Source organism: Nocardioides albertanoniae (genome assembly GCF_006716315.1).
Taxonomy (GTDB): Bacteria; Actinomycetota; Actinomycetes; order Propionibacteriales; family Nocardioidaceae; genus Nocardioides; species Nocardioides albertanoniae.
The window spans coordinates 4551513-4569278 of the sequence record NZ_VFOV01000001.1; the positions used below are offsets into that span (position 1 = coordinate 4551513).

The 17766-nt window shown below is 69.0% G+C and carries 14 protein-coding genes; 3 read left to right on the forward strand and 11 right to left on the reverse strand.

Going from position 1 to position 17766, the window contains the following annotated elements:
• Positions 1–159 precede the first annotated feature (159 nt).
• The 6 genes from FB381_RS21825 to FB381_RS21850 all read right to left on the reverse strand — a co-directional run bounded on the left by FB381_RS21825 (position 160) and on the right by FB381_RS21850 (position 7802).
• Entirely contained in the window at positions 160–846 is a 687-nt protein-coding gene (locus tag FB381_RS21825; RefSeq protein ID WP_141782184.1) for an iron-dependent transcriptional repressor DtxR, read from the reverse strand.
• 95 nt (positions 847–941) lie between these two features.
• Entirely contained in the window at positions 942–1427 is a 486-nt protein-coding gene (locus FB381_RS21830) for a MarR family winged helix-turn-helix transcriptional regulator (protein WP_141782185.1), read from the reverse strand.
• Positions 1424–3004 (reverse strand): MDR family MFS transporter, encoded by a 1581-nt coding sequence (locus tag FB381_RS21835; RefSeq protein ID WP_141782186.1) that lies wholly within the window; start codon positions 3002–3004, stop codon positions 1424–1426. Before FB381_RS21835 ends, FB381_RS21830 begins: the two co-directional genes overlap by 4 nt.
• A gap of 425 nt (positions 3005–3429) precedes the next feature.
• Positions 3430–5427 carry an ABC transporter ATP-binding protein gene (locus FB381_RS21840; RefSeq protein ID WP_141782187.1) on the reverse strand — a complete coding sequence of 666 codons (1998 nt, stop codon included), beginning with the start codon at positions 5425–5427 and terminating at the stop codon, positions 3430–3432.
• Positions 5424–7172, reverse strand: coding sequence for an ABC transporter ATP-binding protein (locus tag FB381_RS21845; RefSeq protein WP_141782188.1), 1749 nt, complete (start codon positions 7170–7172; stop codon positions 5424–5426). Before FB381_RS21845 ends, FB381_RS21840 begins: the two co-directional genes overlap by 4 nt.
• The gene (locus FB381_RS21850; RefSeq protein ID WP_170225269.1) at positions 7173–7802 is read right to left on the reverse strand and encodes a TetR/AcrR family transcriptional regulator; all 630 of its coding nucleotides are present in this window, start codon (positions 7800–7802) and stop codon (positions 7173–7175) included.
• Positions 7803–7981: 179 nt separating this feature from the next.
• Here FB381_RS21850 and FB381_RS21855 point away from each other — a divergent pair, with 179 nt between their 5' ends.
• Positions 7982–9694 (forward strand): S8 family peptidase, encoded by a 1713-nt coding sequence (locus tag FB381_RS21855; protein WP_141782190.1) that lies wholly within the window; start codon positions 7982–7984, stop codon positions 9692–9694.
• A 100-nt stretch (positions 9695–9794) separates the two neighbouring features.
• Here FB381_RS21855 and FB381_RS21860 read toward each other — a convergent pair whose 3' ends face one another.
• On the reverse strand, positions 9795–11795 hold the full coding sequence (locus FB381_RS21860; protein ID WP_141782928.1) for a beta-galactosidase: 2001 nt from the start codon (positions 11793–11795) through the stop codon (positions 9795–9797).
• A gap of 5 nt (positions 11796–11800) precedes the next feature.
• Entirely contained in the window at positions 11801–12448 is a 648-nt protein-coding gene (pdxH, locus tag FB381_RS21865) for a pyridoxamine 5'-phosphate oxidase (protein WP_141782191.1), read from the reverse strand.
• A 69-nt stretch (positions 12449–12517) separates the two neighbouring features.
• Between pdxH and FB381_RS21870 the strand changes: the two genes are divergently transcribed.
• Complete coding sequence (locus FB381_RS21870) at positions 12518–13621, forward strand: citrate synthase 2 (protein ID WP_141782192.1); 1104 nt, start codon at positions 12518–12520, stop codon at positions 13619–13621.
• Positions 13622–13685: 64 nt separating this feature from the next.
• On the opposite strand, the gene FB381_RS21875 is transcribed toward FB381_RS21870, so the two are convergent.
• Positions 13686–14165 carry a GNAT family N-acetyltransferase gene (locus FB381_RS21875; RefSeq protein ID WP_211352510.1) on the reverse strand — a complete coding sequence of 160 codons (480 nt, stop codon included), beginning with the start codon at positions 14163–14165 and terminating at the stop codon, positions 13686–13688.
• A 43-nt stretch (positions 14166–14208) separates the two neighbouring features.
• On the opposite strand from FB381_RS21875, the gene serC reads away from it, so the two are divergent.
• Entirely contained in the window at positions 14209–15324 is a 1116-nt protein-coding gene (gene serC, locus FB381_RS21880) for a phosphoserine transaminase (RefSeq protein ID WP_141782194.1), read from the forward strand.
• Positions 15325–15352: 28 nt separating this feature from the next.
• Here the strand turns inward: serC and FB381_RS21885 are convergent, their stop codons facing one another.
• The gene (locus FB381_RS21885; RefSeq protein WP_141782195.1) at positions 15353–16330 is read right to left on the reverse strand and encodes a hypothetical protein; all 978 of its coding nucleotides are present in this window, start codon (positions 16328–16330) and stop codon (positions 15353–15355) included.
• Positions 16327–17538: a class I SAM-dependent methyltransferase gene (locus FB381_RS21890; RefSeq protein ID WP_246088260.1), complete on the reverse strand. Its 1212-nt coding sequence runs from the start codon at positions 17536–17538 to the stop codon at positions 16327–16329. Before FB381_RS21890 ends, FB381_RS21885 begins: the two co-directional genes overlap by 4 nt.
• Positions 17539–17766 lie beyond the last annotated feature (228 nt).

Below are 17766 nucleotides of genomic sequence, written 5' to 3' on the forward strand. Positions count from 1 at the left end.
GGTCCTCAGCAGGCCGCGCACGTCAAACATAAGCATCTAGGACCTAATCGGTCCAGAGTCATGTGCCAGATTCTGCCGACGTCGAGATAATTTCACCGGACGTTGCACACGTAGGCCCGACGTTGCCCCGTCGGAGCCGATTCGTGGGGCCGAGAGAGCTCAGAGAGCCTTGACGAAGATGTGGTCGGCGGCCTCGGGGATGATCTCGGCCGTCTCGCCGCCGGAGCCGAGCATGACCCCGTCGGCGGTCGCCATGATCGCGACCGTCTGGTCGGGGGTCGCACCGACCCGGCGCAGCGCGCTCATCAACGACTCGTCCTTCTGCATCTCCTCGGAGATGCGGCGCACCAGCACGGTGACGCGCTCGGCGCCGGCCGCGGCGGTGAGCGACTGGACACCGGCCATGAAGTCTTCACCGGTGGCCTTGCCGCCGAGCTCGTCGAGACCGGGGATCGGGTTGCCGTAGGGGGACTCGGTCGGGTCGCCGAGGAGATCGAGCAGGCGCTTCTCGACGGTCTCCGACATGACGTGCTCCCAGCGGCACGCCTCCTCGTGGACGAGCTCCCAGTCGAGACCGATGACGTCGGTGAGCAGGCGCTCGGCGAGACGGTGCTTGCGCATCACCCGGGTGGCCAGACGGTGGCCCTCGTCGGTGAGCTGCAGGTGACGGTCGCCCTCGACGGTGAGCAGGCCGTCTCGCTCCATCCGGGCGACGGTCTGGGAGACCGTGGGGCCCGACTGGTGGAGACGCTCCGCGATGCGAGCGCGCAGCGGGATGATCCCCTCTTCGACCAGCTCGTAGATGGTGCGAAGGTACATCTCAGTGGTGTCGATGAGATCGCTCACGAATTAATCCTACGTCCTCGCATAAGTAAAACCGAACCAGGCAGAAACCGCCCCCGACGACGTCGCCCTGCCCACGAGACCACGCTTGCGATCCCTTACGGGCCCTCGTGCTCGAGGGCCTCGTTGTATCTGGCCAGCATACCGCCGAGTGCATCGATCTCGTCGGGGCTCCAGTCGGCGAGGCGGTCCTCGAAACGTACGCGACGCTCTCGTGTCACCCGGTCGAGCCCCTGGCGCGCCTCGTCGGTCACCGAGACGAGGCTGGCCCGGCCGTCGTCGGGATCGGGATGACGCTCGAGCAGGCCGAGGTCGGTCATCGACTGCACCGTCCGGCTGACCGCGCCCTTGTCGAAACCGAGGCCGTCGACCAGGGCCGAAGCCCGCACCGGACCGTGCTCGGCGACCCAGGTCAGCATCAGGTAGCCACCGGGCGGAAGGTCGGGGTGAAGCATCCGGCCGCGGGCACGCAGCACGCGCTTGCCACGCCACAGGAGCACCCCGATCTCCGCCTCGAGCCGGCTCAGCGACTCGTCGCGGATCTCCGCACCGCCACCGTCACCGGGCTTGTCCGTGGAGCTCATCGCCGGACGGCTCCCCCGGTCTCGAGCTCGGCGGTGACCTCAGGGGCGGCGGCGTCGACGAGCACGTCGTCGTTGGTGGTCTTGAGCGGGACCTCCTTGATGGCCACGATCGCGACCAGCGCGATCAGCGCACACGGGAGGGCCACCAGGAACAGGTCGGCGGTGGCGACGGCGAAAGCGTGCTCGTAGAGGGTCTGCATAGCGCTCGGCATGCTAGTCGGGTCGGCGAGGCCGCCACCCTGGAGGGCCTCGAGCTCGGCGGGCGTGACCTTGCCGCTGGCGACCAGCTCGGGGACGCCGTCGCTGATGACGTCCTCGACACGGTGGGAGAGCACGGCACCGAGCGCCGCGATGCCCATCGAGCCGCCCATCGACCGGAAGAAGGCGACGACGGACGACCCGGCGCCCATGTCCTTGTTGGCGAGGTTGTTCTGCACGGCGAGCACGAGGTTCTGGTTGGTCGCACCGACGCCGAGGCCGACGACGGCCATGAACGCACCGACCACGGCGATGTTGGTCTGCTCGTCGATGGTGCTGAGCAGGAAGAGGCCGATGGGCAGCATGATGCCGCCGAAGACCAGGTAGCGCTTCCAGTGGCCGGTGGCGCTGATCAGGCGACCGGTGACCATCCCGGCACCGGAGAGCCCGAGCACCATGCAGATCGACATCAGGCCGGCGTGGGTCGGCGTCATGCCGCGCGCGGTCTGGAAGTACTGCTGCAGGTAGACGGTCGCGCCGAACATCCCGGCGCCGACGAAGAACGAGGCGATGGTGGCGAGCACCATGGTGCGGTCGCGGAAGAGCCGCAGCGGGATGATCGGCTCCGTGGCATACCTGCCCTCGACCAGGATCGCGAGAGCGAGCACCACGACGCTGCCGGCAACCAGGGCGTACGAGGTCAGCGAGGTCCACTCGAAGGAGCTGCCGCCCAGGGTGACCCAGATCAGCAGCATCGAGACGCCGGCCACCAGCAGGAACGCGCCGAGGTAGTCGATGCTGACCTCGCGGCGCACCTGCGGGAGGTGGAGGGTCTTCTGGAGCAGCACGAACGCGACCACGGCGAACGGCACACCGACGTAGAAGACGCCCGGCCAGCCGAACGGGGAGTCGACGATCACGCCGCCGACGAGCGGCCCGATCACGGTGGCCAGCGCGAAGACCGCGCCGATGTAGCCCGAGTAGCGGCCGCGCTCACGCGGGGAGACGATCGTCGCGATGATCACCTGGATCAGGGCGACGATGCCGCCCATGCCGAGGCCGGCGATGACGCGGCCGGTGATGATCACCGGCATCGACGGCGCCAGCCCACAGATCGCCGAGCCGAGGATGAACAGACCCAGCGCGGCCTGGACCAGCACCTTCTTGTTGTAGAGGTCGGCGAGCTTGCCCCAGATCGGCGTGGTCGCGGTCATCGCCAGCATGCTCGAGACGACGATCCAGGTGTAGCCACCCTGAGTGCCGCCGAGGTCGGTGACGATCCGCGGCAGGGCGTTGGCGACCGACGTGCTGGACAACATGGCGACGAAGAGCGCCATCAGGAGGCCGGAGAGCACCTCCATGATCTGACGGTGGGTCATCTGCGGGGCCGCGGTGGCCTGCGACGACGACTGGGGCGAAGACTCTGACAAGTGACGACCGGCTCTCAAGAATTGGTTGACGAACAGCAACTAATATACGCCGGGTTAGTTGCGATCTACAACTTGTCATCGGTCACATCGGTCGCCCATCGGTCGCCCATCGGTCGCCCACGGGTCGCCCGAAATGGGACGACCCGCAGGCGGGCCTCTGGCCAACCCGGTGGATGAGTCCGGTACGCCTGCGGGTCGGGTGGCTGCTGTTGGATTGCCAGCCCACATCCCTCGTTGGGGGCGCTGCTAGCGAGCAGCCACCTCACGCATCCAATCGTTCTTCATCTGATCGGATCACCTCCTTTCCCGTGTGCCTCAACGGTAGGCGTCTGGGGGTGGCGGGTTCAAAGGGTTTATTTCACGGAGCGATCAGCTCATGCGGTCGCCGGCTCCTCCTCCACGATCGCGTGCCGGAACTGCGACCGGTAGAGCTCGGCGTAGGCGCCCTCCGCCTCGAGCAGCTCGGCGTGGTTGCCCTGCTCGACGATCGCGCCGTCACGCATGACCAGGATCAGGTCGGCGTCGCGGATCGTGGAGAGCCGGTGGGCGATCACGAACGACGTACGGTCCGAGCGAAGCGCGGCCATCGCGTGCTGCAGCAGCAGCTCGGTGCGGGTGTCGACCGACGAGGTGGCTTCGTCGAGGATCAGCAGCGACGGCTCGGCGAGGAAGGCTCGCGCGATGGTGACCAGCTGCCGCTCGCCGGCGGAGAGGTTGCCGCCGCCGTCTGTGATCAGGGTGTCGTAGCCGTCGGGCAGCGAGTGCACGAACCGGTCGACGTACGTCGCGGTGGCTGCCTCCAGCACCTCCTCCTCGGTGGCTGACGGCCGCCCGTAGAGGATGTTGTCGCGGATCGTGCCCTCGAAGAGCCAGGTGTCCTGGAGCACCGTGCCGGTGCGGGCACGCAGGTCGGAGCGCGGGATCGAGGCGATGTCGGCGCCGTCGAGAGTGATCCGGCCGCTGTCGAGCTCGTAGAACCGCATGATCAGGTTGACCAGCGTCGTCTTGCCGGCACCTGTCGGACCGACGATCGCCACGGTCTGACCCGGACGGGCCACCAGGGAGAGATCCTCGATGAGCGGCTTGTGCTCGTCGTAGGAGAACGAGACGTGCTCGAAGCGGACCTCACCGGCACCGGCGCCCCCGGTGCGCGGGGCGCCGGCGTCGGGCGACTCCTCCTCGGCGTCGAGGAGCTCGAAGACCCGCTCGGCCGAGGCGACGCCCGACTGGAGCAGGTTCATCATCGAGGCGAGGGTGGTGATCGGCTGGGTGAACTGCCGCGAGTACTGGACGAACGCCTGCAGCTCGCCCAGGCTCAGCGCTCCGCTCGCGACGCGGAGCGAGCCGACCACGCAGACCACCACGAACATGAGGTTGCCGACGAACATCATCAGCGGCATCAGGATCCCGCTGATGAACTGGGCCTTGAAGGCCGCGCCGAAGAGCTTGTCGTTCTCCTCGGCGAACGTCTTCTCGACCTCCTCCTGGCGGCCGAAGACCTTGACCAGGTCGTGGCCGGAGAAGGTCTCCTCGATGTGACCGTTGAGCTTGCCGGTGTGACGCCACTGGGCCACGAACTGACCCTGCGACCGCTTCATCACCGTGCGCGTGACGAGCACCGAGACCGGCACCGCGAGCAGCGCGATCAGAGCAAGCACCGGGCTGATCCAGAACATCATGAACAAGACCGTGACCAGCGTGAACAGCGCGGTCAGCACCTGGCTGAACGTCTGCTGCAGCGTCTGGCTGATGTTGTCGATGTCGTTGGTGACCCGGCTGAGCAGCTCGCCGCGGGGCTGCTTGTCGAAGTAGGACAGCGGCACGCTGTGCACCTTCTTCTCGACGTCCTCACGCAGGCCCTTCACGGTGCCTTGTACGACCGAGTTGAGGATCCAGCCCTGCACGAAGGAGAGCAGCGACGCGACCAGGTAGACGACGAGCACGATCGCCAGCGCGTTGCGCAGCGCGTCGAAGTCGACGCCCTGCCCCGGGGTGACGTAGTCCATCCCCGAGAGCATGTCGGCGAGCTTGTCGTCACCCTTCGCACGCAGACCCTCGACGGCCTCCTCCTGGGTGACTCCAGCGGGCAGCTCCTTGGAGAAGATGCCGCCGAAGATGATGTTGGTGGCCTTGCCGAGCAGCCACGGGCCGAGCGACATCAGCGTCACGCTGACCGCGGCCAGGACGATCGTCACCACGGCGTGCACCTTGAACGGCGCCATCCGGCGCAGCAGGCGCTTGGCCGAGGGACCGAAGCTCATCGCCTTGTCGCCGACCGAGCCACCGGCGCCCATCCCGGGCCCGCCGGGACGTACGATCCGCTCGGTCTTCTTCATCTGGCCGTTCTCCTGGCCGCTCTTCTGGTCGCTCATGCTGCGGCCTCCTCTGCGCTGAGCTGGGAGGAGACGATCTCCTGATAGGTCTCGTTGTCGGCGAGCAGCTGCTCGTGGGTGCCCTCGCCGACGATGACTCCGTCCTCGAGCACGAGGATCTTGTCGGCGTCTCGGATGGTCGAGACCCGCTGCGCGACCACGATCACCGTGGCGTTGCGCGTCTCCGGCGCGAGCGCGGCGCGGAGGCGGGCGTCGGTGGCGACGTCGAGCGCTGAGAACGAGTCGTCGAAGAGATAGATGTCGGGCCGTCTCACCAGGGCCCTGGCGATCGCCAGGCGCTGCCGCTGACCGCCCGAGACGTTGGTGCCGCCCTGGTCGATCTCGGCGTCGAGGCCGGTGCCGTCCTCGGGCGCCATCTTGGCGACGAAGTCGCTGGCCTGGGCCACCTCGAGCGCGTGCCAGAGCTCCTCGTCGGTCGCGTCCGGCTTGCCGTGGAGCAGGTTGGAGCGGACGGTGCCGGTGAAGAGGAAGGCCTTCTGCGGCACCAGCCCGAGGGTGCTGCGCAGCGTGGCCGGGTCGAGGTCGCGTACGTCGATCCCGCCGACCTCCACGACACCCGCCGTCGCGTCGAAGAGCCGCGGCACGAGGCCCAGAAGGGTCGTCTTCCCGGCACCGGTGGAGCCGATGATCGCGACGGTCTGCCCCGGCCGGGCCTCGAAGGTGAGGTCCTGGAGCACGGGGTGGTCCGCGCCGGGGTAGGTGAATCCGGCGCCCCGCATGTCGACGTGACCGTGACGCGTGATCTCGGTGACTCCCGCCACGGGCGGGGTCACGCTGGTCTCGGTGTCGAGCACCTCGGCGATCCGGTCGGCGCAGACGGCCGCACGCGGCACCTGCATGAGCATGAACGTGCCCATCATGATCGACATCAGGATCTGCATCAGATACTGCAGGAAGGCCGTCAGCGGGCCGACCTGCATCTCGCCGTTGTCGACCCGGATGCCACCGAACCAGATCACCGCGACGCTGGCGACGTTGATGACCAGCATCATCACCGGGAACATCGTCGACATCCAGCGTCCGGCCCGCAGCGCGACGTCGGTGAGCTCGTCGTTGGCCTTCGCGAAGCGCTCGGTCTCCTGACGCTCACGGACGAACGCCCGGATCACCCGGATGCCGGTGATCTGCTCGCGCAGGATGCGGTTGACCGCGTCGATGCGCTCCTGCACCTTGCGGAAGTTGGGCACCATCCCGCGCACGATGACCGCCATCGAGACGAGCAGCGCGGGGATCACGACCGCGAGCAGCCAGGAGAGCTCGGCGTCCTCCCGGATCGCCATCACGACGCCGCCGACCATCATCATCGGCACCATCACCGCGAGCGTGCAGGTGAGCACGGCGAGCATCTGCACCTGCTGCACGTCGTTGGTGGTGCGGGTGATCAGCGACGGGGCGCCGAAACGGCCGACCTCGCGGGCGCTGAACGAGCCGACCTTCGCGAAGATCGCCGACCGCAGGTCACGCCCGAAGCTCATCGAGCTGCGCGCGGCGAAGTAGACGCTGGCGATCGAGCACAGGATCTGCACGAGCGCGACGCCGAGCATGATCGCGCCGATCTGGAGGATGTAGCCGGTGTCGCCCTCGGCCACGCCGTTGTCGATGATGTCGGCGTTGAGGCTCGGCAGCAGCATGAACGCGGTCGTCGAGAAGAGCTGCAAGACCGCGATGACGACCAGGAACTTCTTGTAGGGGAGCAGATAGTCCCGCAACAGTCGGAGGAGCATTCAGGGAGTCTCTCTGTTCAAGATGCCGCCGAGCAGCACGTCGATGACGTCCTCGCTCTTCAGCGGCTGGTTCGTTCGGTTCAGACCGGGGAGCCAGGCCCCGATCGTGAGGCTGCGCAGCACCATCGCGGCCTTCCAGGGCGTGAGTCGCAGCTCGGCTGCGTGTGGCTCGAAGACCAGCCGGGCGAGATCGTCGATCAAGGTCTTGTTGGCCTCGATCAACGTGTTCGGCGAACCGCCGGGCGGGCGCAGGCCGTCGTGCCCTGCCGCCTCGGCCAGCGCCGAGCGCACCGACATCATGATGATGAGGTTGCGCTGGGTCGTCTCGGCGAGCAGGTCGATCACGGCCCGGAGCTTGCCCTCGATGTCGGGCTCGCCCTCGACGACCTCTGCCATGACATGAGCTGTCGATGACGGGTTGAAGACGTTCTCGGCCACCGCACAGTAGATCTCCCGCTTGTCGCGGAAGTGCCGGAAGATCGTGCCCTCGGCGACCCCGGCGGCCTCGGCGATCAGCTTCGTGGTCGTCGCCGAGCCGTGCTCGACCAGGAGCGCCTCGGTGGCCGCGACGATCGCGGCACGTCGGTCTGCGGCGGGAATCGGCTTGGCCCGCGTACGTCGTTCTTCCACAGCGCCAGATCCTATGTGAGTGAGCACTCACTCACAACTCATTTATCGGCCACCCCCTCTCCGGAAACCCTGTCCGCCGGATGCCGATTAGGGCATGCTGGGCCCACTGCCGGGCCGACACGGGCCCCGACAGCGGTGGTCTCGACAAGATCGGCCACCGAATCCGGAATGGAGGCAGCATGCGTAGGTTGTTGACAGGCGCGACCGCGGTCGCGCTGGGGGTCACCGGCACGCTCGTCATGGCGAACTCGGGAAGCGCCACCGCCGACGAGGAGATCCGCTACATCGTGGCATACGCCGAGGGTTCCTCGGCCGCCAGCGCGCGGGCCGCGGTCCGCGACGCCGGCGGCGAGATCGTCTCGGAGAACAAGGACATCGGGGTCGCGACGGTCACCGCCGGCGAAGGGTTCGCCGCGAAGGCCGACGCCTCGAAGGCGCTGGTCGGCGCCGCTCAGGACCGCGTGGTGGCAGCGACCACCCCCGACGCCGCGCGTGACGCGCGCAAGCAGGACGTGTCGAAGGTCGAGACCGAGTTCCGCACCGGGGCCAAGGGCCACGGCCCCAAGGCTCCGAAGCCGAAGCCCAAGGGCGAGCCGCTCTCCGGTCTGCAGTGGGACATGAAGCAGATCGACGCCGGCGCGGCCAACAAGACCGAGCGCGGCAAGGGCGTGCGGGTCGGCATCATGGACACCGGTGTCGACGGGTCGCACCCCGACATCGCGCCCAACTTCGACGCCCGGCTGAGCCGCAACTTCACCACCGACATCCCCACCGACGCCAACGGCGCCGCCGTCGACGGCCCCTGCGAGGAAGAGGCCGACGGCTCCTGTGAGGACGCGGCCGACGTCGACGAGAACGGTCACGGCACCCACGTCGCCTCGACCATCGCCTCGCCCGTCAACGGTGTCGGCATCTCCGGTGTCGCCCCGCAGGCCGACATCGTCAACCTGCGCGTCGGCCAGGACTCCGGCTACTTCTTCCTGCAGCCCTCCGTCGATGCGCTGACCTACGCCGCCCACAACGGCATCGACGTGGTCAACATGAGCTACTACGTCGACCCGTGGCTGTTCAACTGCACCAGCCACCCGGCAGACTCCGCCGCCGACCAGGCCGAGCAGACCACCATCATCACCGCGATGCAGCGTGCGCTCGACTACGCCCACCGGCGCGGCGTCACCCTGGTGGCCGCCGCGGGCAACCAGGCGATCGACTACACCAAGCCGCAGACCGACGCGAGCAGCCCCGACTTCGCCAGCGAGCCCGGCGAGGAGCCCTACGTCCGCGATCTGCTCGACCCCGAGTCCTGCGTCTCGATGCCCACCGAGGCCGACGGGGTGATCGCGGTCAGCGCGACCGGCCCCTCCGAGCGCAAGTCCTACTACTCCAGCTTCGGTGACGGCTTCGTCGACGTCGCGGCACCTGGTGGCGATGCGTACGACACGGCCGAGGGCACGCGCGACTACGCCGCGAACATCCTCGCCGCCTACCCGCGCGACCTCGCGGTCGCCGAGGGTGCGATCGACCCGGAGACGGGTGAGGTGCTGGTGCCGTGGGCGGTCTCCGACTGCTCCAGCGGCGAGTGCTCCTACTACCAGTATCTGCAGGGCACCTCGATGGCCTCACCGCACGCCGCCGGCGTGGCCGCGCTGATCGTCGGGAAGTACGGCAAGCACGACTTCTCCGGCAAGACCCTCTCCGCCGACAAGGTCGAGAAGATCCTGCGGAAGTCGGCCACCAAGAAGGCCTGCCCGGTGCCGGCGGACTACACCTACGTCCGTCACCTGCCCGACGGCTCGACCTCGACGTCCACCCACACCTGCGAGGGTGGCGAGGCGCCGAACGGCTTCTACGGCGACGGCATCGTCAACGCGAAGGCGGCGGTCGGGCGTTAGTCACATCAGCCCCATAGATACCCGGTTGACCGGGTATCCATGGACTTGACGGGCACTGAAACACCCGACAAGTCCAGGTTTCCCCGGTCGACCGGGGAACCTACGCCTCGCGGATGACCGCGACCGAGCCGGCCCGCACCATGTGCGGGCCGGCTTCGTTCCCGGTCAGCAGGTCGGTGCCCCGCACCGGCACGATGACGGCCTCGTGGGTGTGGTTGACGACGAAGACGTACGCCCCGTACGCCCCCTGCTCACCGACCCGGCGGATGGCCTCGACGCCCTCGGGGAGCCCGTCGACGACCGGCTTGGTCGTGGTGAGGATCTGGGCGGCCAGCGTGTCGAGGGCCTCGGCACCGAGCTCGGTGCCGACATACCAGGCCGTGCCCTCGCCGACCCGGCGACGCGTCACGGCCGGGTCGCCGGCACAGTCGCCGGTGACGTACGTCGCCAGGACGTCGGCCCCGAGCGCGCGGCCGCGCTCGCTCCAGATCGTGCCGGTGCCGTAGGAGGTCAGGGCGATCTCGTCGCCCTCCGGAAGCGGGCAGAACTCCTCGATGCGCACGCCGAGGAGGTCGCGCAGAGCACCCGGGTAGCCGCCCGGGCGGATGTGGTCGCGCTCGTCGACGATGCCGGTGAAGTAGGTCGCGACCAGGGTGCCGCCGGCCTCGACGAAGGCGGTCAACCGGGCGACGGTGGCGTCGTCGAGGAGGTACTGCGCGGGCAGGACGACCACGTCGTAGCCGTCGAGCGGGTCGGCGACACCGACGATGTCGACCCCGAGGTTGCGCGCCCAGCAGGCCTTGTGCCATGCCCGCGCGGTGGTCATCGGGTCGACGTCGACCGACGGGTGGGAGTCGAAGGTCGCCGCCCACCACGAGGTCCAGTCGAAGACGATCGCGACCTTGGCCTGCTCGACCCTGGTGCCGGCGACCTCGGCGATCGAGGCGATGTCGGCCCCGAGGCGTACGACGTCTCGCCAGAGCCGGCTCTCGGTGCCCGCGTGCGGCACCATCGCGGAGTGGAACTTCTCCGAACCGCCCAGCGAGGCGCGCCACTGGAAGAACATCGCGCCGTCGGCCCCGCGGGCGATGTGCTGGAAGGAGTTGCGGCGCATCTCGCCGGCGGTCTTGGCGATGTTGCGCGGCTGCCAGTTGACCGCTGAGGTGGAGTGCTCCATCAGCAGCCACGGATCGCCGTGGGCCATCGAGCGGGTCAGGTCGGCGGTCATCGCGAGCTGCTGGGTGCGGTCGTCGTCTTCGGCGAGGAGGTAGTGGTCGTTGGAGACCAGGTCTTCCTCGGCCACCCACGGGCGCGGGTCGGAGTGTTTCCAGAACCCCATGAAGTTGGTGGTCAGCGGCTTGTCGGAGATCGCTCGCACCGCGTCGGCGTCGGCCTTGAACAGCTCCAGGAGCGCGTCGGAGGAGTAGCGCCAGAAGTCGAGCTGGTGGCCGGGGTTGGGGTGGGAGTTGTTAGAGACCTCGCGCGGCGGGTCGATCTGGTCCCAGTCGGTGTATCGCTGGCTCCAGAAGGTGGTCATCCAGGCCTCGTTGAGCGCCTCGACGGTGCCGTAGCGGCTCCGCAGCCACGCCCGGAACGCGACCGCGCTGACGTCGCACATGCAGTGGGCGTTGTGGTTGCCGTACTCGTTGCCGACGTGCCACATCACCACCGCCGGATGGTCGTGGTAGCGCTTGGCCATCTCGGCGGCCAGCCGGGTCGAGGCCTCCCGGAAGACCGGCGAGGCAGTGCAGTAGACCTGCCGGCTGCCGAACGACCGGCGTACGCCCTGGGCATCGACCATCGCGGCCTCGGGATGCTGCCGGTAGAACCACGGCGGCGGGCTCGCGGTCGCCGTCGCCAGGTCGACGGCGATGCCGCCGTCGTGCAGCTTGTCGAGCACCCGGTCGAGCCAGTCGAAGTCATACTCCCCCGGCGCCGGCTCGAGCAGGGCCCAGGAGAAGATCCCCACGCTGACCAGGTTGACCCCGGCCTCCTGCATGAGGCGTACGTCGTCGTCCCAGACCTCCTCCGGCCACTGCTCCGGGTTGTAGTCGGCGCCATAGGCGATCCGACCGCCGAGCGCCTCGGTGACGCGCTGCATGCCGGTCACGGGGCCAGCCTCTCCGTACGCCACTTCTCGCTCTCGCGCCGGTAGACGAGCCGGTCGTGCATCCGGCCGGGCCGGCCCTGCCAGAACTCCACCGCGTCGGGTTCGATGCGATAGCCGCCCCACTCCGCGGGCACCGGCACCGACTCGTCACCGAAGCGTGCCTCGACGCTCTCGTAGGCTTGCTCGAGCTCCTCACGGCCGTAGACGACCTTGCTCTGGTGGGAGGCGTGGGCACCGATCTGGGAGCCGCGCGGGCGCTGGGCGAAGTAGCCCTCGACCGCGGCCCGCGGCAGCTCGTGGGCGACCCCGTCGATGCGCACCTGGCGCTCCAGCGGATGCCACGGGAAGAGCACCGCGCAGCGCGGGTTGGCCGCCAGCTCCTCGCCCTTGCGGGAGGCGGTGTTGGTGAAGAAGGTGAAACCGTCCTCGGAGAACCCCTTGAGCAGCACCAGTCGCGACGAGGGTGCGCCGGCCGCTGAGACGGTCGAGACCACCATCGCGTTGGGCTCGACGATGCCCGCGTCGCGTGCCTCTGCGTACCATCGCTCGAACATCTCGAACGGGTCCCTGGTGAGGTCGTCCTCGTGGAGCCCGCTGCGGGTGTAGTTCTCTCGTGCTGCTGCCAGCTCGGCCGCCAGATCCATGCCGTCGAGCCTATCTGCTGGGCGAGTGGGGCAGAATGCGGAGCGACACTAGAAGAATTGGAGAAGGCAGTGAGCCAGGTACAGCACGGTCTCGAGGGCGTCGTGGCTTTCGAGACCCAGATCGCGGAGCCGGACAAAGAAGGATCGGCGCTGCGTTATCGCGGGGTCGATATCGAAGACATCGTCGGCCGCGTGCCGTTCGAGAACGTCTGGGGCCTGCTGATCGATGGCTCTTACGGCCCGGGCCTGCCGCCGGCGGAGGCCTACAACCTGCCGGTGCACACCGGTGACGTGCGTGTCGACGTGCAGGCCGCGATCCCGATGCTCGCGCCCGCGTTCGGGTTCGGGCAGACCTATGACATCTCCGACGCGCAGGCCCGCGAGGACCTCGCCCGGGTGGCCGTCATGGTGCTCTCCTACGCCGGCCAGTCGGCCCGCGACATCCACCTGCCGGTCATCCCGCAGCGTGACGTCGACAACGGCAAGACCCTCGCCGAGCGCTTCCTGATCCGCTGGCGCGGCGAGGCCGACCCGGCCCACGCGCACGCGATCGACGCCTACTGGTCCTCCGCGGCCGAGCACGGCATGAACGCCTCCACCTTCACCGCCCGGGTGATCACCTCCACCGGCGCCGACGTGGCCGCGGCCTTCTCCGGCGCGATCGGTGCGATGAGCGGCCCGCTGCACGGCGGTGCGCCCTCGCGCGTGCTCGGCATGATCGAGGACGTCGAGAAGTCGGGCGACGCCTCTGCCTACGTGAAGGGCCTGCTCGACTCCGGCGAGCGCCTGATGGGCTTCGGCCACCGCGTCTACCGCGCCGAGGACCCGCGCGCGCGGGTGCTGCGCCGCACCGCCCGCGAGCTCAACGCTCCCCGCTACGAGGTCGCCGCGGCCCTGGAGAAGGCCGCCCTCGAGGAGCTTCGCGCCCGCCGGCCCGACCGTGTGCTGGAGACCAACGTCGAGTTCTGGGCGGCGATCGTGCTCGACTTCGCCCAGATCCCGGCCAACATGTTCACCTCGATGTTCACCTGTGCCCGCACCGCCGGCTGGTCGGCCCACATCCTGGAGCAGAAGAAGACCGGTCGCCTGATCCGTCCCTCCGCGATCTACACCGGCCCCTCCGCGCGCCCCGCCGACGCGATCGACGGCTGGAACGCCGACTGGGCGAAGTGACCACCCACGCCTGAGGAACCGACCGGCATCATGCCGGTCGGTTCCGGCGTTTCGGGAGGGTCAGTCAGCCGTCGAGACGCTTGGCCATGCAGCGTACGAGCGGGTCGTCCTTGTAGAAGCCGAACGGCTCGACCTCGACGTAGCCGTTTGCGCCGTAGAGCGCGATCGCCTCGTGCTGGAAGGATCCGGTGGTGAGGACCATGACCGCGAAGCCGGCCTCGCGCGCGGAGGCCTCGACGTGGGTGAGCATGCGCTTGGCCAGCCCTCGGCGCTGGGCTTCCGGCACGACGTACATCCGCTTGAACTCGGCGGTGACCGTGACCCCGAGGGCGGCCTCCTCGGAGCGGCGCCATGCGCCGGAGGCGACCGGGACGTCGTCGAGGTAGGCGAGGAAGTAGGCGCCGGCGGGCGGCTCGAACATCGCCGGCTGCGTCGGGTCGTCGTCGGGTTCGCCGTAGCGTTCGACGTAGAACTCCTGGACCCGGTCGACCAGCTTCTGGGCATCCGGGTGGTCGTAGGCGACCCGGCGAATCTCAACAGGCACGTCGGCATTCTGACCCATGCCCGGCTCTTGCGAGAATGGGTTTATGACGCTGCAGATCCCCGCCGATCTCCTCCCCGCCGACGGTCGCTTCGGATCCGGCCCCTCCAAGGTGCCCGCCGGCCGCCTGGAGGCCCTCGCCGCGACCGGTGCGTCAGTGGTGGGCACCTCCCACCGGCAGCAGCCGGTGAAGGATCTCGTACGCCGCGTGCAGTCCGGTCTCGCCGACCTCTTCTCGCTGCCGGAGGGCTACGAGGTGGTCATCGGCAACGGCGGCTCGGTGGCGTTCTTCGACCTGGCGACCTATGCCCTGGTGCACGAGCGCAGCCAGCATGCCGTCTTCGGGGCGTTCGGCAAGAAGTTCCTCTCCGCGGCGAAGGCGGCGCCGTGGCTGGCCGACCCGTCCGCGATCTCGGCCGACCCGGGCGGGTTGGCCGTGCCTGGTGCCGACGACGCGGTCGACGTCTATGCCTGGACCCACAACGAGACCTCGACCGGCGTGATGGCCCCGGTCGTGCGTCCCGCCGGCGCCGGCGCCGACCAGCTCACCATCGTCGACGCGACGTCGGGTGCGGCCGGGCTGCCGCTCGACGTGACCCAGAGCGACGTCTACTACTTCGCGCCGCAGAAGTCGTTCGCCTCCGACGGCGGCCTCTGGCTGGCGCTGCTCTCCCCCACCGCGATCGCGCGCGCCGAGGAGATCGCGGCGAGCGGGCGGCACATCCCGTCGTTCTTCTCGCTGACCGAGGCGATCAAGCAGTCGCGCAGCGCCCAGACCGTCAACACCCCCTCCGTCGCGACGCTCTTCCTGATGGCCGAGCAGCTCGACTGGATGAACTCCTCCGGCGGGCTGGACGCGATGGTCGCCCGCACCACCGCCTCCTCCGACGCGCTCTACGCCTGGGCCGAGAAGGCTGCGTACGTGCGCCCCTTCGTGGAGGACCCCGCCCACCGCTCCCTCGTCGTCGGCACCGTCGAGCTCGACACCGGCATCGACAAGGACCTGCTGCGCCGCATCCTCGCCGAGAACGGCATCGTCGACCTCGACGCCTACCGCGGCGTCGGCACCAACCAGCTCCGCGTCGCGATGTACCCCTCCGTCGACGCCGCCGACATCGAGTCCCTCACCACCTGCATCGACTGGGTCGTCGACCGCCTCTGATCAAGACCCGGGTCGAGTCGGCTCGGCGCTATCTGCGCTTGCGCAGCAGGACGTACGCAGCGGCAGCAGCGGCGAGCACGACCAGGGCGATCGGCCCGGCGGGGCCGCCACCGTCCGCGTCACCGCCGCCGTCCTCGCTCGGGTCGCCGTCCTCGGCCGGGCTCTCAGACTCGTCAGCCGGGGAAGAGGGTGCGGTCGAGGCGGAGGCAGTCCCGAGAGCCTGATTCACCAGTCCAGGTTCGACACGGATCACCTCAGCGCGGATGCCCTCGCTGGTGACGACGACATCGCCGTTCGACGCGACGCCGATGGCCTCGCCCTGCTCCTGGTCGGGTGTGCGGAACGAGCCGACCCGATCCATCGAGGGCCAGGCGTAGACGACGGCGGAGTAGTAGCCGCGCACGACGAGGTGTTTGCCGTCGGGGAAGAAGGCGCCGTCGGTGGCCATCGGCAGGACCGGGCCGATCTCCTTCAGCCGGTTGGGACCATCGGGGTCGAGATGCTTCGGCACGGCGTAGAGACGCCCACCACCCCAGTCCTTCGTGGCGACGAAGACGCGCCCGTCGGGGTGGGCCAGCAGAGCCTCGGCATTGTGCGCGCCGTCGGGGTAGACGAGCTCGTAGACGGTCGGCGAGGTCGTGCGGTCTCCGCGCCCGACCCGCACCTTCGCGATGCTGATCGAGTCGCGCACGCTGCTGTTGTCGCCGATGTCGCCGACCCAGACCCGGTTACGGCCGGCGGGCGCGAGGCCTTCGACGTCGACCGGGTCGTCGGCCCAGCGGGTCACCCCGACCGTGTCGCCGCGGGAGTCGACGGTGAAGACGCGGCCGCTGTCGCCGGAGTCGTTGGTGGTGGCGAAGAGACCCTTGCCGAGCGGGGTCAGCGCGCTGGCCTCGCTGATCGTCGGGTCGGAGAACGCGAAGAGCACGTCGTCGCCGGCGGCACCTGCGGGCACGGTCGAGATCAGCACCAGCGCGAGCGCGCCGGCGGCGACGACCGCCTTCATCGGCCCGAGAGCAGCTCGCCGAGCTTGGGGCGTACGCCCCACTCGGCCACCAGCTCGTCGTACTGCTTCTTCACCGAGCCGCCCTTCACCGGCGACCCGGTGCGGATCGCGCGGAGCATGGTGTTGCGTGGGGTGTGCTGGCTCTCGACGAACTGCACCACCTCGACTCGATAGCCGGCCAGGCGCAGCAGGCTCGCGCGCAGCGCGTCGGTGAGCGTGTCGGCGAAGCGCTCACGGAGGATGCCGTGGCGGGTGAGCATCGAGTAGGGCGCCGGGGTCGGGGCCTTGCGCAGCTGGGCGGCGATGTCGTGGTGACAGCAGGGCGCGGCGAGCACCAGCGGCGCCTCCCACTCGACCGCGCGGGCCAGGGCGTCGTCGGTGGCGGTGTCGCAGGCATGCAGGGCGAGCACCACGTCGGGCTGCTGGTCGAGCTGCACCCCGTCGATGGTCCCGGCCACGAACTCCGCCGCCACCCCGAGCTCGGCCGCGATCTTGGTGTTGTGCTCTCGCGACTGCTCCTTGACGTCGACGCCGGTGACGACGACGGGCAGCTCGCGCACCTCGGTCAGGTAGCGCTGGGCGGCGAAGGTCAGGTAGCCGTTGCCAGCGCCGAGGTCGATGATGCGCAGCGGCTCCTCGGTGCTCGGCCGACGCACCTTGCCCGACTTCATCGCGTCGGTCAGGGCCGCGTCGAGCTGACGCAGGAACTCCTCGACCTGGCGATACTTCGCCTGGCGTGAGGGCTTCAGCTTCCCGTCCTTGTCGGAGAGCCCGAGCACCCGGAAGACCGGGTCGGACACGGGCAGCAGCCGCTCCTTGGGCTGGTCGTGGCCACGGTCGGCCTCGACCGGCGCACTCAGCTCGGTCGTCGAGACCAGGGCCGTGGTCGGTGTCTTCGCCTGGACCTGGGTCTGCTCGGTCTCGGTCGTCACGATCCAGTTGGCGAACGGTACGTCGAGCAGATCGTCCAATGCCGAACTATCTCCAACGGGATGATTCGCAGTGAACGCCTGGGTCGCGTCGTACGTCGTGATCTGCAGCTGCCGGCCGGCCTTGAGGTCGACGTAGCGCAGCTCGGCACGACGCCACTTCGGCGTGGTGCCACGCTGCTTGCCCGAGGCGACCGCCTTGACCAGCGCCGCCGGGTCGAGGATCACCGACCGCATCCGGTTGAGCGCACGCAGCAGCGGCTCGGACTCCCTGCTCAACTCAGCACCCCCGCAACCACGACGAGCACCAGCAGGGCGACCAGCGCGCCGGGAATGATCATTCGGCGATAACGCGGGTTCACCGCTTCAGTCTAGGCGCGAGCGGACGGCAACGCCCATCCACGCGAGGTCGCCCGCCTGCTGTAACACGTCGTTCGTAGGACTATCCGGTCGTTTGAATAGGGCGAGTAGTTCTACGAACGACGTGTTACAGCGGGCGCCGCCGGT